At 52.5% G+C, this 18638-nt stretch carries 18 protein-coding genes; 14 read left to right on the top strand and 4 right to left on the bottom strand.

Annotated elements, in window-relative coordinates:
• Positions 1 to 100 precede the first annotated feature (100 nt).
• Positions 101 to 829, bottom strand: a complete 729-nt coding sequence (locus tag MKX76_RS17345; protein WP_007131182.1) for a hypothetical protein — start codon at positions 827 to 829, stop codon at positions 101 to 103.
• A 385-nt stretch (positions 830 to 1214) separates the two neighbouring features.
• Here MKX76_RS17345 and MKX76_RS17340 point away from each other — a divergent pair, with 385 nt between their 5' ends.
• The 5 genes from MKX76_RS17340 to MKX76_RS17320 all read left to right on the top strand — a co-directional run bounded on the left by MKX76_RS17340 (position 1215) and on the right by MKX76_RS17320 (position 5380).
• Positions 1215 to 1652, top strand: coding sequence for an NUDIX hydrolase (locus MKX76_RS17340; protein ID WP_007131183.1), 438 nt, complete (start codon positions 1215 to 1217; stop codon positions 1650 to 1652).
• A gap of 549 nt (positions 1653 to 2201) precedes the next feature.
• Positions 2202 to 2876, top strand: a complete 675-nt coding sequence (locus MKX76_RS17335; protein WP_007131185.1) for a uracil-DNA glycosylase — start codon at positions 2202 to 2204, stop codon at positions 2874 to 2876.
• Between the two features lie 49 nt (positions 2877 to 2925).
• Positions 2926 to 3474, top strand: a complete 549-nt coding sequence (locus MKX76_RS17330; protein WP_007131186.1) for a hypothetical protein — start codon at positions 2926 to 2928, stop codon at positions 3472 to 3474.
• A gap of 392 nt (positions 3475 to 3866) precedes the next feature.
• Entirely contained in the window at positions 3867 to 4427 is a 561-nt protein-coding gene (locus MKX76_RS17325) for a sugar O-acetyltransferase (RefSeq protein ID WP_007131188.1), read from the top strand.
• Between the two features lie 197 nt (positions 4428 to 4624).
• Positions 4625 to 5380 (top strand): hypothetical protein, encoded by a 756-nt coding sequence (locus MKX76_RS17320; RefSeq protein ID WP_138919345.1) that lies wholly within the window; start codon positions 4625 to 4627, stop codon positions 5378 to 5380.
• A 433-nt stretch (positions 5381 to 5813) separates the two neighbouring features.
• Here the strand turns inward: MKX76_RS17320 and MKX76_RS17315 are convergent, their stop codons facing one another.
• Both MKX76_RS17315 and MKX76_RS17310 read right to left on the bottom strand, forming a co-directional pair.
• On the bottom strand, positions 5814 to 6644 hold the full coding sequence (locus MKX76_RS17315; RefSeq protein ID WP_007131191.1) for a WYL domain-containing protein: 831 nt from the start codon (positions 6642 to 6644) through the stop codon (positions 5814 to 5816).
• On the bottom strand, positions 6631 to 7938 hold the full coding sequence (locus MKX76_RS17310) for a WYL domain-containing protein (RefSeq protein ID WP_007131192.1): 1308 nt from the start codon (positions 7936 to 7938) through the stop codon (positions 6631 to 6633). The genes MKX76_RS17315 and MKX76_RS17310 overlap by 14 nt, the downstream gene beginning before the upstream one ends.
• An 886-nt stretch (positions 7939 to 8824) precedes the next feature.
• On the opposite strand from MKX76_RS17310, the gene MKX76_RS17305 reads away from it, so the two are divergent.
• The 3 genes from MKX76_RS17305 to MKX76_RS17295 all read left to right on the top strand — a co-directional run bounded on the left by MKX76_RS17305 (position 8825) and on the right by MKX76_RS17295 (position 12764).
• Positions 8825 to 9643: a nucleotidyltransferase domain-containing protein gene (locus MKX76_RS17305; protein ID WP_007131193.1), complete on the top strand. Its 819-nt coding sequence runs from the start codon at positions 8825 to 8827 to the stop codon at positions 9641 to 9643.
• Positions 9618 to 11222 carry a limonene hydroxylase gene (locus tag MKX76_RS17300; protein WP_245256135.1) on the top strand — a complete coding sequence of 535 codons (1605 nt, stop codon included), beginning with the start codon at positions 9618 to 9620 and terminating at the stop codon, positions 11220 to 11222. The genes MKX76_RS17305 and MKX76_RS17300 overlap by 26 nt, the downstream gene beginning before the upstream one ends.
• A gap of 315 nt (positions 11223 to 11537) precedes the next feature.
• Entirely contained in the window at positions 11538 to 12764 is a 1227-nt protein-coding gene (locus MKX76_RS17295; RefSeq protein WP_210095368.1) for an RtcB family protein, read from the top strand.
• Between the two features lie 389 nt (positions 12765 to 13153).
• Here MKX76_RS17295 and MKX76_RS17290 read toward each other — a convergent pair whose 3' ends face one another.
• Positions 13154 to 13885 carry a class I SAM-dependent DNA methyltransferase gene (locus MKX76_RS17290; protein ID WP_210095369.1) on the bottom strand — a complete coding sequence of 244 codons (732 nt, stop codon included), beginning with the start codon at positions 13883 to 13885 and terminating at the stop codon, positions 13154 to 13156.
• Positions 13886 to 14128: 243 nt separating this feature from the next.
• Here MKX76_RS17290 and MKX76_RS17285 point away from each other — a divergent pair, with 243 nt between their 5' ends.
• The 6 genes from MKX76_RS17285 (at position 14129) to MKX76_RS17260 (ending at position 18638) form a co-directional block, all read left to right on the top strand.
• Positions 14129 to 14374: a PepSY domain-containing protein gene (locus tag MKX76_RS17285; RefSeq protein WP_144868966.1), complete on the top strand. Its 246-nt coding sequence runs from the start codon at positions 14129 to 14131 to the stop codon at positions 14372 to 14374.
• Between the two features lie 410 nt (positions 14375 to 14784).
• The gene (locus tag MKX76_RS17280) at positions 14785 to 14973 is read left to right on the top strand and encodes a hypothetical protein (RefSeq protein WP_144868963.1); all 189 of its coding nucleotides are present in this window, start codon (positions 14785 to 14787) and stop codon (positions 14971 to 14973) included.
• Between the two features lie 281 nt (positions 14974 to 15254).
• Positions 15255 to 15860 carry a DUF2087 domain-containing protein gene (locus MKX76_RS17275; protein ID WP_144868960.1) on the top strand — a complete coding sequence of 202 codons (606 nt, stop codon included), beginning with the start codon at positions 15255 to 15257 and terminating at the stop codon, positions 15858 to 15860.
• A 241-nt stretch (positions 15861 to 16101) separates the two neighbouring features.
• Positions 16102 to 16365: a B-box zinc finger protein gene (locus tag MKX76_RS17270; protein ID WP_028405444.1), complete on the top strand. Its 264-nt coding sequence runs from the start codon at positions 16102 to 16104 to the stop codon at positions 16363 to 16365.
• A 45-nt stretch (positions 16366 to 16410) separates the two neighbouring features.
• Complete coding sequence (locus MKX76_RS17265) at positions 16411 to 17199, top strand: prolipoprotein diacylglyceryl transferase (protein ID WP_007131201.1); 789 nt, start codon at positions 16411 to 16413, stop codon at positions 17197 to 17199.
• Positions 17200 to 17222: 23 nt separating this feature from the next.
• On the top strand, positions 17223 to 18638 hold the full coding sequence (locus MKX76_RS17260) for a radical SAM protein (RefSeq protein ID WP_007131202.1): 1416 nt from the start codon (positions 17223 to 17225) through the stop codon (positions 18636 to 18638).

The following is an 18638-nucleotide window of genomic DNA, read 5'->3' as shown; positions in this document are numbered from 1 at the left end:
TACTGGGGACTAGCTATGGGCTTTTCATAGGCGTCATCTTGGGTTGGATTATGGATAATTTTATTTCTGGCATTTCGATTGGGATCGTGTTCGGATATCATTATCGAACAATTTCATGTAGTTTCCCACCTTTTACAATCCAATTCGTAGTACCCACTACAAATGTATTGGCTTCATTGTCATAAGTTACTTCCTGAACTCCCAGCGTTTCATTTAGGTTTGTTACAACAGTATGAGAAGGCTCTAGTTTGTAAATTGAAGTTTGAGCAATCGTACCAACGGTAGCGACAATTTCCTTGATGCCATCCTTGTCAACGTCAGCTTCCACGGTATGTGCTTCAATTCGCATGACTTTTGGAGAATTCGTATTTACATCAATGTAGTCGCTAATCGGACAGTTTGCTCCGCATACGCCATTGACTTTTATATAGTTTTTGCCGAACGCATCTACTTGTCTAACTGTAAACAGTTCAGTATTTTGTGCAGAGTAGCCAACCTGACCGATCTCGAATCGATTTGTTCCCAGCTGTATAGCTGCGTTAACCTCTCCATGATCTCGATTTTTATGATAAAAATACACGGTGTAGTCACCGATCTTTTGTGTAAGTATGCTATTGGTTAGTTGCTTTGCAGTTAGTTCCATTAGCGGCTTCTCTATGTCAGCAATTTCAAAACTTAAGGTATATTGCTGAGCTTCATTGGTGTCTGTGTTCAACCCATGGATATCGGATTCATAAAGTGTTGAATTCATTGCGGGGACGTCAGATGCTTGATTGCAACCTGCGAGAAGACATAGTGCGGTTAAGATTGTAAATCTTAGTTTCTTCATTATTTCATCCCTTCTGCTCCGATTTGTTATATTTGGAATAAGTAGAAATCCAATTCCGGACTTATTATAGTAGATTCTCTGGACTGGAAAGTTGATACAATGTATTTCTTTTATGAAAGATTAGTAATCTTTTGATTAGCTGACGAACTTACATAAGGTCCTTGACCGGGAAGCTTGCTTGAAAAAATGCCTCGAAAGCTTTTTGCATATTGCGAATAATAAAAGTCGGCCTGGGCTGGCCCCCTGCAAACCGATTTGGAACATGGACCAGCAAGTCTAAACGCAAATTTATAGCTGCCGTGCAGACGTGAATTCTCCAATGTCTGCTTCCGTTCCACCAACAGGAAAATCATGTTAAAGTTATGGAGAAGAGGAGGGCGATTCGATGTTCATCGTCAACGTGGAAGGCGCTGTATATAGGGACAAGCAATGGCTCCTGATTACTCGCAGCATGAAGGAGGAGCATGCCGGGGGGACTCTCTCGCTTGTAGGAGGCAAAGTCGATGCGGAAGGGCATTCGCAGGAGATTCTTGAGCGAACGGTAAGGCGCGAATTGTTCGAAGAGGTCGGAATCCGGGTTAAAGATGAGGCTGCATTCGTATACAGCTCTTCCTTTGTAACCGACGATGGAAGTCATGTCATTAACGTGGTTTTCCTGTGTGAATACGAAGAGGGAACGGCCTATTGCAAAAGTCCGGACGAGGTCGAAGCGGTGCATTGGCTGGATTACGAGGCTATTATGAATCACCCGCAGGCGCCGCCTTGGACGAAAGAGAGCATTAGAAGGGCGGCGTTGATGAAGGAGAACAGCTGCTCATCGTGATAGATCGTTAACGAATGATAGAGTATGCCTGGCAAAAGGGGGTCATCCTTTGGCGGTGCTTCAGGATATGCGCGAGCCGGGGACATGGGTTGAATTTAGGTTCATATCCCGGATACCTGGTGAGGATGAGGGATGTAGGCTTCAGTTCAAGTTTTGCAAGGCGGGGCAGCTTGTATATGACCTGGAGTTTGGCTGGACCAATATTACGATCAGGAACTATATCAAGGTCACTTCACGCTTTCCCGTTGAACCCCCGCACAGCATGCCTTCGAAAGGATTGTTCATGTCGTTCGAAAAACATCTATATCAGCTGGACTGGGAGGAGACAGGACCAGAAGGTTGCTACAGGTTAAGATTTTTTGGATCGGATCAGGATTTTACGCTGACCGTCCATGAGGAGTCCGTAAGAAACTTTGGCATGGAATTCAGTAAGGAATGGGAGCATGCACCTTCAACTGTTCTATAAAGCGCATACGACATATTCATGAAATGGATAATTTAGGACAAGCCCCTTACTCAACATCCATTGTTTAACCGAGGTGATACACAGTGGCGATATTGAAAAATGACTGGGCCGACTATTTGGCGCCGGAGTTTGAGAAGCCCTATTATTTGAAGCTGCGCAAATTTCTTGCGGAAGAGTATAAGACGAGACGGATTTATCCGGATATGTACGATATTTTTAACGCGTTGCATTATACGTCGTTTGCCGATACGAAGGTGGTCATTCTGGGGCAGGACCCATATCACGGACCCGGGCAGGCCCATGGGCTTAGCTTCTCGGTCAAACCGGGGGTGACGCCGCCGCCGTCGCTGCAGAACATTTTTCAGGAGCTGCACGATGATCTGAACTGCGAAATTCCGAACAACGGTTATCTTGTTCCTTGGGCCAAGCAGGGAGTGCTCCTGCTGAACACGGTGCTGACGGTTCGAGCGCGCACGCCCAATTCGCACAAGGAGATGGGATGGGAAACCTTCACGGATCAGGTGATCCAGACGCTGAATCGGAAGGAGGAGCCGGTCGTCTTCCTGCTGTGGGGGAGCCATGCCCAACGGAAGGCGGAGCTGATTACGAACCCGAAACATCATCTGATCCGGTCACCGCATCCGAGTCCGTATTCGGCAATGCGCGGTTTTTTCGGAAGCCGTCCGTTCTCCCGGACCAACCGCTTCTTGCGTGAGGCGGGTCTGCCGGAGATCGATTGGCAGATTCCAAATATATAAGGGCACTGCGCTCAAAAATATCGTTAGGTTAACAGGGGGAATGTAGAAAATGAGTAAGCCTGTCATGCAGGTCGCGCTGGTATGCGGACCGGATAGTGATATGGAGGCCCAGGCCGTGCGAGCGGCATTGGAGTATTTTGGGGTACGCGTCTTTACCTACTGGATCGGCAGGCCGAATGACCTGATCGACGTCTTGTCCGGCGATGATTTATATGAAGGCACCGATATGATTCTGCTGAGCTTTCACGGGGATGAAGGCCGTCTAATCATGCCGGAGCTCGGCGATGACGTATATGAGCCGAACGAACCGAGAGGAGATTTCGGGCCGGACGAGATCCGGCGATTTGCGAGGCTGGACGGAAAGACGGTGATCGCGAATGGCTGCACGCTGGGAGATCCGGCGCTGGCCGAAGCCTTTCTTGCCAGTGGCTGTAACATGTTCATCGGACCGGATGACTATCCGGACGGCAACGATGCGCTAATGTTCGTGCTCCGGCTGTTCTATGAGATCATTCAGCAGGGCCGGGATGTGAAGGAAGCTTTCGCGATGACCGTACCTATGAGCAGCGAGCTGTCCATGTACCGTTTGTATGAATGAAATGATGAATGTAGAAAGACAGATAGACTATTGAAAATGCTATTTTGCCATCTCCTAGCTGTTCCGCAGGAAAGTCCTTGGAGATCTGCCGGGTAATGGATACATAAGAAAGTCGCCGGTGATGGGGCGGCTTTTGTTTTCACGAACAGGAATGCCTGAAATCGATTCCGGAGATGCATATGCCGCAGCTGACCCTGCTCGAGCATCCGGAGGAGGATTATATGTACGGACTGATCACAATGACCCTCGAAAGCCTGGCCTATTCGCTTCAGCTGGTGGAGAAACGATTGTAGGCAATTAACCGCTGATATCCCGGGTTCTTCGGCCATATTCGCCGGACGCTAACCATTTCGGAACAAATACCTGATATGAGAGAGGATTGGGAGTACCACATGAAAACAGAAAAGCAAAAAATGCTCGATGGAGAGCTATACAAGGCTTGGGACCCTGAATTGGTGCGTGAGCAGGCCTATGCCAGACGGATGACGCGCATGTATAACCAAACCACTGAAGCCGACGAGAATCTGCGGGTGCGGATTCTTAAAGAGCTGCTGGGATCGACCGGGAATAACCTGAAGATGGAGCCGAACATCCGATTCGATTATGGCTACAACATTCATGTCGGTGAAAATTTCTTCGCCAACTTTGACTGCACTATTCTGGATGTATGCGAGGTACGGATTGGCGATAACTGTATGTTCGGACCTGGCGTTCACATCTACACGGCTACGCATCCGGTGGATCCGTATGAACGGATAAAGGGACCGGAATACGGGAAGCCGGTTATGATCGGCAACAATGTATGGGTTGGCGGACGCGCCGTCATTAATCCGGGTGTTACGATTGGCAATAATGTGGTTATCGCATCAGGAGCCGTGGTGACCAAAGATGTTCCGGACAACATGATTGTCGGCGGCAATCCTGCGAAGGTGATTAAAGAAATTCACATTTAAAAAGATGTCGCTGCCTCGCATTGTATAAGGAACATTTCGCTTTCGACGGATCTCCTGGATGAAATAAAGAAGCGATATTATTGGCGATATCGTTTCTTTTTATATACTTGAGGTACTAATATAGAATCAGCAGCCGATCAGATTTGCCTCTATGTTGACGCTTCTCGGTGAATAAGTGGGGAGGGATGATGTTGCCTGTGAAAAAGAAGCTTGGTTTCGTCCTATTGATGATCTTTTCGCTGTTTATGATCAGTCCGGCTGAGGCATCCGTAGCTCCCGTTGAGCAAATCCGGGAACTGGTAAACCCTGAGTTTATGACTTACACATCAGGCTCTTTACGTCCGGTTAAGGATGATTATGGGATCACCGACACGGAGGATGTACAGCTTGGTGAAGGGCAGCCTTACTACATCGTCTCATCCGAATTTCTGAAGTCTTCGAGTGCAGACGGGGAGCACACAGACGATGATATTTTTGAACACGGCGGGTATTTATTTGTTATGGAGGAGAACGGAAAACCTGTTGGGAACGTAGACGTTACCAAAGAAAATGGGGCTTGGAGCATCTTCAAGCTTTCGAGTGGAATCAGCCCGGTTCAGGCGATAGTCGATACCCGTCAACAATCAGCAGCCGTTCCGGATACCAAGCTGATCTACGATCAAGCCTTTGGTCTGTTGGGGATTAGTCAAAATGAGAAATATATACAAAAAGCAGGTGAACACCAACTGAGTACTGCACAGGAAATCGATATCCGTTCGCTTGGAAATCAACTGATTCAGCAATATCAAGCAAGCCGGAAGCTCCCTCCTGGTTCAGCGGGGGGAAGGCTGTTTCCGTCTGATTCTACACATGCACATGGGAAATATTATACTGTGGGAGCTGTTATTTTTGCCGGATTCGCCATCATCGGAGCCGCAGTCATGCTGTTTAGGAAAAGAAGATCCAAGCTTTAAATAGGAGCAATGGATTGGTGTTACTGAACAATAAAAGCTTCGTATGTCCTCCAGCTCCTGAGTTTTCAGCACCACTTCCTTATCGTTCGTTACCATGATCGCAGGAAATCGATCGAGGCCGATTTTGTCGGCGATGTCTCGGTTTGTCGGGGTCTCGAGATCATATACCTGAATGCCTTGAATCACTTTCAAGAGAACATCGCTGGAGTTCATGAATTCAAGAAGCTGCATGTCGAGACCCGAGTAAGTTTCATAGAATAAATGGATTTTATATTGATCTTTCGAATCGGATGATAGAAAATCTAGCACATCCTGCTTGCTGGTTCCCGAGCAGCCAAGGGCCATAACCAACAACAGCATCGCGAAAATCTTACCAAATACATTAACGAAATACCGTTTGCTCCTCATGTATTCACCTCACTAACATAATTTCCTATCCCTTTGGCACTTCTTCCTTACAGGCCGAGACGATGCCGTACCGTTCCAGCGCCTTCGTGGATGACTCCAGCATCCGCCGCCGTAAATAGGCACCCTCCCGGATGCGCACCCGCCGGCCGAGAAAGCGGAGCTTGGATAGCAGATACTCCTGCTCGTCACCGGGCACCAAGAGCCGGACACTGTAGGTATCCTGCCCTTCGTCATACGTTACTTCCTTATCGAAGCAGGAGAGAGCGTACAGAATTCGGGACAGCTCCCCGTTATACCGGGGGACGACGTCAATGACGGCTTCCGTCCGCCTTGCATCGAGCAGTTGCGGAATCCTCTCCAGGATGCGGTCCGCATCGGATTCGGCGATCGGTTCCTCGGACACCGACAGGATGCTGTACAGCCGGGTGCGGAGCAGCGAGCGGTTCTTCCGGTGATACCAGAGCAGGTACCACTCCTGCTTGACCATGGAGAACTCCAGCTTATAAGGCAGCCCAGGCTGGTCCTTATGGGTACGCCCGCCCTTGATCGCGTAGGAGATGTTGATCGCGCGCTTGCGCATGATCGCTCGGCGCAATGGCCGCAGCAGCGGGTGGACGACCGGTTTGCCAGCGGCCTTCGCTTTTTCCAGCAGATGCTCCGGGGTTTCCATTCCCGCATCGGGTTCCAGGATCGCCCGCAGCTTCTCCAGCGTGGCAGGGGAGAAGGCATCCGCTGCAGCCGGATGGTCCAGCATCGTTTTCAGCCAGCTGCGCTCCTGCGAGGTCACCATGAACGTGCCCGAGTCCTCGAGACGGGATAGGATCTGGTAGTTAAAAATTTTTTCAAACGGATTCATAGGCAGCCTGGATCTCCTTCCATTCGTCGATCATTTCCTGGCGGAGCGTCAGCGGCTCCAGAATTTCGCAGGCAGAGCCGAAGCTCCGCAGCCAAGGCTTGATCTCGGTTGTGCCGTTCACGGTAATTTCGTATATGAAGGAGACCTCGTCTTCTTCGATGATCTCTCCCCATTGTCCTTGCAGCAGTACGCGTTCCTTCACGAAGCTCGGCCCGGAGACCCCGGGGTGGAAAAATCGGGCCCGAACCGTCACCGGACGGCCGGTATCGATCAGCCAGCTGTGCCGGATACGCTCCTCCAGCTCCTGCATTTTCGCCTCGAACCATGCCTCGTCAACCGCCGCGTCTTCCTCAATTTGAGTCATGCCCTCCATTCGATATTTGCGAATGCCTTCCCGGCCATTAGCGAGCAGATACCATCTGCCGTACTGGTGGTCGTAGACGACCTTCAACGGAAGCACCTTTTCCCATCTGCCCTTGGATTCCCGCTCGAACAGCGGGTTTGTATTTTTAGACGCATAGCTGAGCTCCGTTTTCGGCGAAAAGTACAGAAAGCGTACCTTGTGCCGATTACGGATGGCCTTAAGGAGGGTGAACAGATGCGCTTCGTCTAAGATGCGGGAATGATAGTGATACTTGTATAAAAAGGTTTCGGTAAACGGCATGGCTTCGCTTCGCTGAAGCTGCTTTTTAAGCCCGTCGCGGAGCAGGTATCCCGGCACGGATGGCACCTGCGTATTTGCCATGATATCAACGAAGTCATAGAGGTCCAGGAGCTCCTCTTCGGACAGCTCATGGACCAGCTCGCCGCGGATCCGGTACCGGTAAGGCCGGGGACCGGGCTCCCTGCAAATGACGCCGACCTCCTCGAGATATTTCAGATCGGAGCGGACGGTTTTTTCATCCGGGTAGGGAACGCCGTCCGGGGTTCCGCCGCAGCAGGCGTCCAGCAGCTCCGAGACCGTTAAGGTCTCATCACGCATGGCGCTGAGGAGCAAAGAAATCCGGAGTCCCTCGGATTCCTTGACCGACTTGGCGCGGAACAGGAACAGCAGTACCGGATCGGCCGACTCATAGTAGCTGAACCGGAGGGCATCAGCCAGCTCGGCGCCCTGCTCCATGGGCAGCTGCTGGTGCACGGTGCTGACGATGTCCTTCAGCTTCCGGATGGTTTTATCAAAGGTATGTACGGAAATGCCGAGCCGGTCGGCGAACTGCTGCCGGCTGTAGGCGCCGCTCGTCAGTGCAAGCATGCGCAGAAACTGGATCTCCTTGTCAAAGCTTTCCTTGGCCATGGTCAACCTCCGTTCGTTAAGCAGGCTATCTCTCTATTGTATCAGGGGTTGAAAAGCGGTGAAACGGAAAACTTTAACCCGGATTTGCCGCTTCGTAATACTTTTGCCATGTTCAATACCCCCGGAATGCGCGAAGATAGAGGCAACAAAGATAACCGAGTCCCTAAAAAGGACTTGTGGAGCGTGAACGAGCCGGACAGTGGCGAGCAAGTCCCCAAAAGGGACTTGTGGAGCGCAAACGAGCGCGCCAGGAGCAAACAAGTCCCGAAAAGGGACTTGCGGAGCGCGAACGAGCGCTGCCGGAGCAAACAAGTCCCAAAGAGGGACTTGTGTAGCGCGAACGAGCCCGGCCGAGGCAAACAAGTCCCGTAAAGGGACTTGCGGAGCGCAAACGAGACGGGCAGTGGCGAGCAAGTCCCTAAAAAGGACTTGTGGAGCGTGAACGAGCCGGGCAGTGGCGAGCAAGTCCTCAAAAGGGACTTGTGGAGCGTGAACGAGCCGGGCAGTGGCGAGCAAGTCCCTAAAAGGGGCCTTCGGAGCGCGAGCGAGCGCTGCCAGCGCACGAGTGAGTTGTACTACGTGAGTTAGCTCTCAAAAACCTGCTTCAACGGAGCAGGCGGAATCAGGTCGGAAAAGCGCTAGCGTTCTCCTTTGTCCTCTAATTTTAACAACTGTGAAGATCATTCCAAAAATTAGAGGACAACAGAGATTGGAGACATGATCCGCATGCGGAGTGCTGATAGGCGACGAACAAAGGATTGATCCGCATGCGGGGTGCTGACAGACACCAATTTTGGTTTTCGGCCCCACGTTTAGTGGACGATGACGCTTCCGGCATCCGAAGTGATGCGACCGCACCAATAGACCCCCAAAGGAGGAATTCAACATGTCGCAGATCAAGCAAACGATCCTCGAAGAACTGAAGCGCATTGAACGGGAGGAGGGCGTCCGGATTCTATATGCGTGCGAGTCGGGCAGCCGGGCGTGGGGCTTTCCTTCCCGGGACAGCGATTATGACGTGCGTTTTCTATATATCCGGCCGGTTGAGTGGTACTTATCCATATTCGACAAGCGGGACGTGATTGAACGACCGATCAGCGATAGGCTGGACATCAACGGGTGGGATTTGAAAAAAGCGCTCCGTCTCTTCCGCAAATCAAACCCGCCGCTGCTCGAATGGCTGCAGTCGCCAATCCGGTATTTGGAATGCTACTCGGCCGCTTCGCGAATCCGGGAGCACGCGTCGCAGATGTTTTCGCCTAGAGCGTGCATGCATCATTACTTGCATATGGCCAGAGGGAACTACCGGACCTACCTCCAAGGCGATACCGTCAAGATCAAAAAATATTTCTACGTGCTTCGTCCGATCCTGGCTTGCGAGTGGATCGAGAAGCATGGCGCGATGCCGCCTATGGAGTTCCAGCGGTTGGCGGATGCATTGATTCCCGAAGGGAGCGGGCTGAAGACGGCCGTTCAGGAGCTGCTCGCCCGCAAAATCGCCGGGGATGAAATGAAAGATGAGCCTAAAATCGCCGTGATCAATGAATATATTGAGACCAAATTAGCCGAATACGAGCGGATCGCGAAGGACATGCGGACGGCCGAAAGGGACGAAGTCGGCATCGATGCGAAGCTTGACGATCTGTTCCGGTCGGTAGTATATGAAGGATGGGAGAAGGATGAGTGCGATGGTCATTTTGTTTAATCAAGCGAAACGGATGCCTTGGGAGGGGAGGACCTCTATATACGATCATATTCGGCAGCAGGGCGGCACGGTGGACGGCTCCCTGCCGGATGATGAGGAATTCTGGGCGGGAAGCCGAATGCGTTGGGTGGCCGGAGGATTGGATGGCGCGCTTGGGCACCATGCGGCACCAGCCGGCGCTTCGGAGGATGTCCGGGAGCTGATCCGCCTGCTGGTAAAGCTGACGAGAAAGCCTGGGGCGTTGAAGCGTAAGGCCGTATACGAACAGCTGATGAAGCTGGATATCGGCGGCAGCATCGATGCCGTGCTGGAGGAGATTCGGCAAGCTCCCGGCATCGAGCCGGAGCCGCTGTTTTACGAAGCTAAATGGTTTGCGGAATGCGGGGCACACCGCAATGTCGTCAAATTCGGCATGGCCGTGCTCGGGTTGTTCCGAAACGAAGCGGCGAAGGACCTGCTCCTGACGCTGGGAAGGCATGAAGAATTTACACTGTATGCCGCCGTAGCGATCACGAACGGGATGGAAAACAGCAATGACGTGTTGTTTGAATTGGCCCAGACGGTCCATGGCTGGGGAAAAATCCATACAGTCGAACGGCTGCAGCCCGATACACCGGAAATTCGGGCGTGGCTGCTTCGTTACGGCTGCCCAAACAGCATCATGGATGAATACCTGGCTTGCATTTGCGCACGGAACGGCGAGCTTCATGAAGCGCTCTCGGCAAGCCGCGTCGATGACGAGCTGTTTGAAGGCGCGACTGATATCATTCAGGCGCTGCTCCATGGCGGACCCGCCGAGGATATCGACGATTACGAGTTCGCCCCGCAGGTTGTAACGGACTACGTGCGGCTCGCGGAGGAGCAGGGGCGGACGGCGAAGCATCTGACGGTCATTCTGAAGCTCCGTGAATATCTGGACGCTTCGGATGAAGGCTGGGTGCAGCGGTTAACCGCGGGATGGACCGAGGAGCGGAGACAAGCCGCTGCCGGCACTTGCGAACGCATCCTATCGAAGCCGATGTGGCAAGAAGTCGTCATGGGAGCGGTCAAGAGCGGAAGTCCCACGGAGCAATGGTACGGGGTGTCCGCTGCCCGCAGGCTGGGCGTTGATATCTGGCAGGAGCTATTTGCTCAGCTTACGGTGAACCCGCTGCTAGATTCGCACTATTTGGAGCTGATGAAATCCAACGATTCCATGCGAATCCGGGAGCTTGTCGACTTCGCCGGGCAGCGGCTGCCGCTCGCGGAGATTGCCTCGGGCCCGGGCGAGGAGATGGGGTTCGGCGAGGAATTTGCGGCACACCGGTGCCTTAGCAGCATCCTTCAGAACCTGGACCGTCATGAAGGGATCGGCCTTGAGCTGATCGCAGCCGGCCTAAACAGCCCGGTGGTGAATAACCGGCATATGGCGCTTACCGCGCTGGAGGCATGGACGGTAGCTTCTTGGAAAGCACGGCTGTCCGAAGTGCTGGTTCAGGTGTTGGCGGTTGACCCGGATGAATCGGTCCGGGAACGCATTCGCTCCCTTTTGGAGGAGATTGGAATTTCAAACAAACAGGCAACGCAGGGAGAAGCATAAGTAAGTTGTTTATGGGAGCTCTTAAGGTGGGGTCATGAAAAGAACGCTTGAGGCTGGCTCCAAGAAAAACGCCTTGGAAGAACTCCTAAGGAACCTCCCAAGGAACTCCCAAGGAACTCCCAAGGAAAAAACTCCTAAGGAGGACTCTTGAGAATGAGGAGAACTTTTGAAGAGAACTCCTCAGGTCACTCTTAGGAGACGGCCCCTAAAAAACGCTTAGAAAAATACGCTTAACGAGCAATCATACGTGTAACCTTGGGGAGAAGCATTAGTACAGAAGGCTTTCATTTTTTAAGAAACTGGAGTGAACGGAAAATGGGATATCAAAACATCGACGGTGTACGGGTGTGGGGAAAGCCGGATGAAAGCGCGGTGGCCCAAGCGCGCAGATGCGCCGAAACCGGCAATGTCATCCGGACCTTGCTCATGGCCGACCATCATAAAGGGTACAGTCAGCCGATCGGAGGCGTCGTTGTATACGACGGCCAGATCTCACCCTCCGGCGTAGGCTACGATATTGCCTGCGGGAACAAGGCGGTACGGACGAACCTGCATGCGAAGGACATCAAGCCAGTGCTGGGACGCATAATGGACGACATCGCGCGCAGCATTTCCTTCGGGATCGGGCGCGTCAACAACACACGGGTCGATCATGAGCTGTTTGATGATCCGGACTGGGACGTGTACCGCTCGATCGGGAAGAAGGAGCACGACAAGCTGCTGGCGCTGGCCCGGAGCCAGCTTGGCACGGTCGGCAGCGGCAACCATTTCGTCGATCTGTTTGAGGAGCAGGAGACGGGACGGCTGTGGGTCGCCAATCACTTCGGCAGCCGGGGCTTTGGACATAAAACGGCGAGCGGCTTCCTCAATCTGAGTGCCGGACGCGATTTTCTGGCAAATGCCCCGGGGGAATCGATGGACCAACCGCCGGTGCTGTTCGACCTGGACAGCGAGCTTGGCGATATGTATTATCGGGCGATGAAGCTTGTGGGCCGTTACGCCTATGCCGGACGGGATTACGTCATCGGGCAGGTGCTGTCGATGCTCGGGGCCGAAGCCGACTTCGAGGTGCATAATCATCACAATTATGCTTGGAAGGAGACGCATGACGGGAGAGAAGCCATTGTCGTGCGGAAGGGAGCCACGCCGTCGGCACCGGGGCAGACCGGGTTTATCGGCGGCAGCATGGGTGATATATCCGTGATCGTTCGGGGCAAGGATTCGGAGGAAAACCGGGACGCTTGCTACAGCACCGTACATGGGGCAGGACGCATCATGAGCCGGACGCAGGCGGCCGGCCGAATGAACTGGAAGACCCGGACCCGCAGCGGCGGACAAATCTCGACAGCACAGATGCTGTCGGCAGTTAAGGAATTTGGCGTGGAGCTGCGCGGCGCCGGTACGGACGAAAGCCCGTTTGTGTACCGCAAGCTCCAGGACGTTCTGGATGCGCACGCCGGGACGATTGAGGTACTGCATGTGCTGAAGCCGATCGGCGTCTGCATGGCGGGTGCAGATGAATTCGATCCGTACAAGGATTAACGCGTATACTGGTATCATCGGACTTACATGGATTACATTGGATTACATTGGATTACGTTGCTTTGCATTGCATTGCATTGTGCCGTATTGCATGTACCGTGCTGCATGTATCCGTATTATGTATCGTATTGCATGTATCGTACTACATGTATCGCAATGTATTATATCGCATTGCATTTTATTTTATTGTATTGCATTGAAATGAATAAATATGAAATGAATGAATTGAACAGCATTGAATTGCGGCCGTTTCCTGGAATATCACCAAGGAAACGGCCGTTATTATTTCACGGATTATCATAGGACGAATGAAGTCCTGAGTCGTTCATTGGAACACATGATTGAACATCTAATGCCAGACTTTTCGTGGTCATCAACGCAATGAAGCCCTACCCGTTCTTAACCCCCTCCAAGAACAAAAACAGCGGAATCCGCCGCCGGCGTTCATACGTCTCCTCGGTTAGGAAATGCTCCCGAACCGGCCTCGACTCGCGAAGAGACGCTACGCGAAAGCCTGCTCCCGTAAGTGCCATAAAATAATCCTCCACCGTGCGATGATATTTATGGACCGTTCCCCCAAGCCACTGCTGCTCCCGGTACCCCTCGATGAAGTAGTTGTCCACGACCCAATTCGTTCTGATCCCGGACGGCTGAAGGGTAGAGGTAATGACCGGATGCTCAATGGAGAAGATGAATTTTCCGCCGGGCTTAAGGGTCTGATGAATGCCTCGAAAGACGCTCTCGATATGTTGCAGATAATGAATGGCGAGTCTGGAGATTACCACATTATAGGTATCCCGCGGATACGTATATTCCTCCATCCTCATGTGCAGAACGGTCCCGTTGTTGTATGCCGTTAGGTTGCTCGTAGAGGCATCCGTCATTTTGCGGGAACCCTCGATTCCCACGTAGGCTGCACAACCTTTTTTCAACAATTCCACGCCAAATCCCGCATCCCCGCACCCCAGATCCAGTATATGACGATCCGAAATATCCCCGAGCAGCTCCATAATGACGGGCTTCTCTAAGGTATCGTTAGCGTTCTCCTGCCATTGCCGGCGCTGCATATACTTCTCAAAGTTAGCGTCGTTGTCATAAAAATCAGTTCCGTGATTGCGCATTAGGTCCCTCCCTCGGATAATGTCCTAAATCCTACCATCGTGTACTTTACCACATAAGCGGAGCTGGAAGCTATGGGTACAGAGAAAGGCATGATCATGGCGCTAATTCACCGTGCCGTGCTGCAAGGAGTCCTCAAGGTAGAGGGAAAATGAAATGACATCCGGTAGATGAAGACGCACCAACAACCGGCCTTTTTCATATGGTACAGGAGCGGATCTTATGATGAGGGGAGTTATTGATCGATGTACGGAAATTACTATCATGTCCCGGGACCCATGACTAGGCAGAGAGTTTCAATGCAGCAAGCCCAAGAAATAGCACTGGCCCGCGTTCCGGGGCGAATTGTGCATGTCGATATGGAGCTGGAGCACGGCGTGTTGGTATACGAAGTATTTATCCTGACATCCGAGAACAGGCTATTCGAAGTCGAGGTACTCGCGAAGTCAGGAAGAATCTTGAAGATCGAGGAAGAAGACGACGAAGATTAAGGCGGGTCGGGTTTATAGAAACAACGAACCGAGTGAGACGTGGGAAAACCATCGTTTCGCTCGGTTTTTTATCATGGAGATGCAAAGGCATCCCCGCCTGTCATGTTCATGATTTACAGCGGGACAGCAAAATTCCGGATATCCATATCCCCGAAGCTTGCCGCATACATTCGATATCAAGATTAGGTGAAGCTCGAACCTCGAAGCGATATATGTAAAAAAGGTTTAGAGGCGTTTATTCCCTATATTTTGCATCAAGCTGGCCTCTATAATGGAGTTGAACATGCATAGCGGCTTGTATCCCTAAGGATGTGGATTCTCATAACATGGGATAAACGCATCAAGGGAGCTGCTCGTGTACAGGTTCGCTGAAACAAGAGAGAGATATCAAACTAAAGGAGATATGAAACATGGCTAAAACGAAACGGGGCCGAGCCCTGTGGAACACGCCTTCCCGGGGCCGCGGCACATGTCCGGTATGCAGCACGAAGCGCATCAAGCTGCTCTATACCGCGAACAAATCGGACGGCACGGCGCTGAAGGTATGCAAGCGATGCCAGAACGCCGACCCGGCCAGGGTGGACGCTCCCGTAATCTAGAGGGGGTCGGTGCAAGGCGCCGGATGGCGGGAGTGAGCCGCCTTTCTAATAAGAGGCATCCATCAAAAAGTCCATTCCTTATTCAAGGGGATGGTCTTTTCATTTTGACAGGATAACGCTGCCGATGGTGTAGACCTCCAGCAGACCAATGGTAAGCGAGCTGAGGTGTACGTACGTCGTGCCCATGCTGGTTTACTTTTCCCTGCCGTTGGTTTAATATTTAATTAGATGAATATTAAATTAGACGATGATTAAACTAACGGATTGGAGGGACCCGGACAATGCAACTGGATAAAGTGGTCAACTATCACAAAGCACTTGCGGATCCAACGCGGATTAAAATCCTCATCCTGCTCGCCGAAGGGGAATTGAACGGGCAGGTCCTTGCGGAGAAGCTCGGCGTTACGCCGGCAACGATTACGCATCATGCCGCCAAGCTGCGGGAAGCGAGCCTCATTAAAGAGCGCCGGGACAAGAACACGATTTATTTTTCGCTCAATCATTATTTCATTAAGAACAGCGCGTCGGCAACGGAGAATTTAATCTACCAGCGCGTGAACCCGGAGCATACAGCCGAGCGCATTCCGGATGCGGATCAGCAGCTGCGGGAATCGGTGATCAAGAACTTCTTCACACAAGACGGGAAGCTGAAGAGCATTCCGGCACAGCTGAAGAAGAAGCTCATCGTGCTGACGCATATCGTATCCATGCTGGAAAATGGACGAAAGTACAGCGAGAAGGAGATCAACGAGTTCATCGCCGGATTCCATGAGGACTTTGCGACGATTCGCCGGGAATTCATCATGCACCACTTCATGTACCGGGACAATGGCGTGTACGAGCTGAACCCGCAGGAGATGTGGGCCCGGTGGGAGGATTTAAAGTAAAAACAGCGCGCAGCTTGCACCTTAGCACTCCATTCCATGCATGGAATCCGTTTTGATATATAACAATGAAAAGAGCGGATGGCAAGCCCTCGGACCTTTTTAGAATGCTGGTCCAAGGGCTTGCTTTCCTTATGTCCGGTCCGCATTCGCAGACGCTCCCGATACCGAACCGTAGCCAACCGACCCGGCAGCGGTTACAATAAGAAAATACAAGGATAGAAATTCCAAGTGAGGTGAAAGGATGGACGTTTACCGCTGCATGAACCATCCTGAAGCGCCGGCCATCGGTCAATGCAGGCGCTGCGGGAAACCGATCTGCAAGGACTGCTATAACCTGGACACCGGCTGCTGCCGCTACCGCTGCGGCGAGATCGGCTATGCTCCGCATACGCCGCCCCGGCCCAAGAGCGCGTTTTGGAGCGTCATTGTGTCCCTGCTTGCCATTCTCGGCGGATTGGCGGTGCTGCTGCTTGCGATTTGCGGCGCCATGCTGTTTTCCTATTAGGCAATGAATCTTATGCGTTAAGTTTGTAAATCAAGGAGTGGGCAGATGGAATTTCCCGTTTATATATACCTAGGTTCCTGGCGGATTCATCCGCATGTGCTGTTTGAAGCACTGGCCTACTTTATCGGCTTTCGCGTCTATTTGTGGACCCGGCGGCCCAGCGGCATGTCCAAGCTGATGAGCCTGCAAATTTTGGCAGGGACGATCGCGGGCGCGGCCATAGGGTCCAAGCTGCTGTTTTGGCTGGAGGATCCGGCCGCCACGTGGGAGCAGCTGAGCCAGCTCCATTTGCTGTGGGGCGGGAAAACGATTGTTGGGGGTCTCCTAGGGGGCCTAATCGGGGTGGAGCTGACGAAACGCTGGGTGGGCTGGAAGCATTCTACCGGCGATGATTTCGTATACCCGCTTATCCTGGGCATGGGGCTGGGACGGATCGGCTGCTTTCTGACCGGTCTGGACGACCATACGTACGGCACGGCGACGTCCTGGGTGACGGGCGTGGATTTCGGCGATGGAGTCCTTCGCCATCCGACTCAGCTGTATGAGATTGTTTTTCTGATCGTCCTGGCACTGCTGCTTATCCCGCTGTACCGTCAGAGCCGCAGCCAATCCCCCGGTGAAGGTTATGTATCGGGCCGGATGTTCCAATGGTTCATGGCCGGGTACCTGCTGTTCCGTTTAGGGGTCGAATGGATCAAGCCGACGCCTCACCCCTACCTGGGGCTGAACAATATCCAGCTGGCCTGCATTGCCGGCCTGATCTACTACGCCTGGCTCATCGGCGGCAAGAGCAAGCTTCGCCGATCGATCCCGGAGTCCCATCTTCCAAGCTGATCAAGATAAAGGAGCGTTACATTATGCCGAACCGGCCTTATCTGTATCATGAACTGACGAATAGCATTTGCACGACCTGTTACCGTAAAGTCGAAGCCAAAATCATTGAGGAGAACGGCAAGATCTATATGGTCAAGCGCTGCCTTGTTCACGGCCCGGAGAAAGTGCTGATCTCAACGGAGGTCGATTACTATCACCAGACCCGGAAGTTTATTAAGCCCTCCGAAATGCCGCTTAAGTGGAACACGCCGATACGTTACGGCTGTCCCTACGACTGCGGTCTATGCCCCGATCATGAGCAGCACAGCTGCTTGACCCTCCTCGAGATTACGGACCACTGCAATCTGCAGTGTCCGATCTGCTTCGCGGAATCATCGCCGCACCGTACCTCTTACCGGTCGCTTGAACAGATCGAGTTCATGCTCGACCGGATCGTCGAGAACGAAGGCGAGCCGGATATCGTGCAGATCAGCGGCGGGGAACCGACGACGCACCCGAATTTCTTCGAAATCCTGGATATGTGCAAGAGCCGTCCTATCAAACACATCATGGTGAACACCAACGGCATCCGTATTGCTCAAGATGCCGATTTTGCCCGGCGGTTGTCGGAATATATGCCCGGATTCGAGATCTATTTGCAGTTCGACAGCTTTGAAGCCCATGTATTGAAGGAGCTGAGAGGGGCCGATCTGAGACGTATCCGCCAGCAGGCCATCGATCGCTTAAATGAATTTAATATCTCCACTACGCTCGTGGTTACGCTGAAGAAAGGGCTCAATGACGGCGAGATCGGCGACATTATCCAGTATGGGATGAAGCAGCGGGCGGTGCGAGGCGTGACGATTCAGCCGATTCAGGCGGCAGGTCGTCTGGAAGGCTATGACCCGTCGACGGATCGGCTTACGGTTAGCGAAGTGCGCAGGATGATCATCGATCAGTCCGGAGTGTTCCAGGAGGCCGACATTCTGCCGGTGCCTTGCCACCCGGATTGCCTGGCGATGGGCTATGCGCTCAAGCTGGGCGGGGAGGTGCTGCCTCTGACAGGCATGATCGATCCGAACATTCTGCTTGAGGGCGACAGCAATACGATCGTATTTGAGCAGGATCCGGTCATTCGCGGCAAAATGTTCGAGCTGCTCTCTACCGGACATTCCCCGCAGTCCTCGGCGCTGTCCTTGAAGAGCCTGCTTTGCTGCCTTCCTTTGGCGGCTGTGCCGGAGCAAATTACCTATGATAATGTGTTCCGCGTCATTATCATGCAGTTCCTCGATGCCCATAACTTCGATGTCCGCTCGGTCAAAAAATCATGCGTTCACATCGTCCATCCTGACGGGCGGATGATCCCGTTCGATACCTATAATCTGTTCTATCGGGACGATAAGGAAGAGCTGCTGAAGGAACGCAAAGAAGAGCTGGTCACCGCCTGGGACAGGGGGTAA

The sequence above is a fragment of the Paenibacillus sp. FSL R5-0810 genome (assembly GCF_038002285.1).
GTDB classification, from domain to species: Bacteria; Bacillota; Bacilli; order Paenibacillales; family Paenibacillaceae; genus Paenibacillus_AQ; species Paenibacillus_AQ lactis.
The sequence above is the reverse complement of the archived record's forward strand: the minus strand, read 5'-3'. Positions and strand labels throughout refer to the sequence as shown.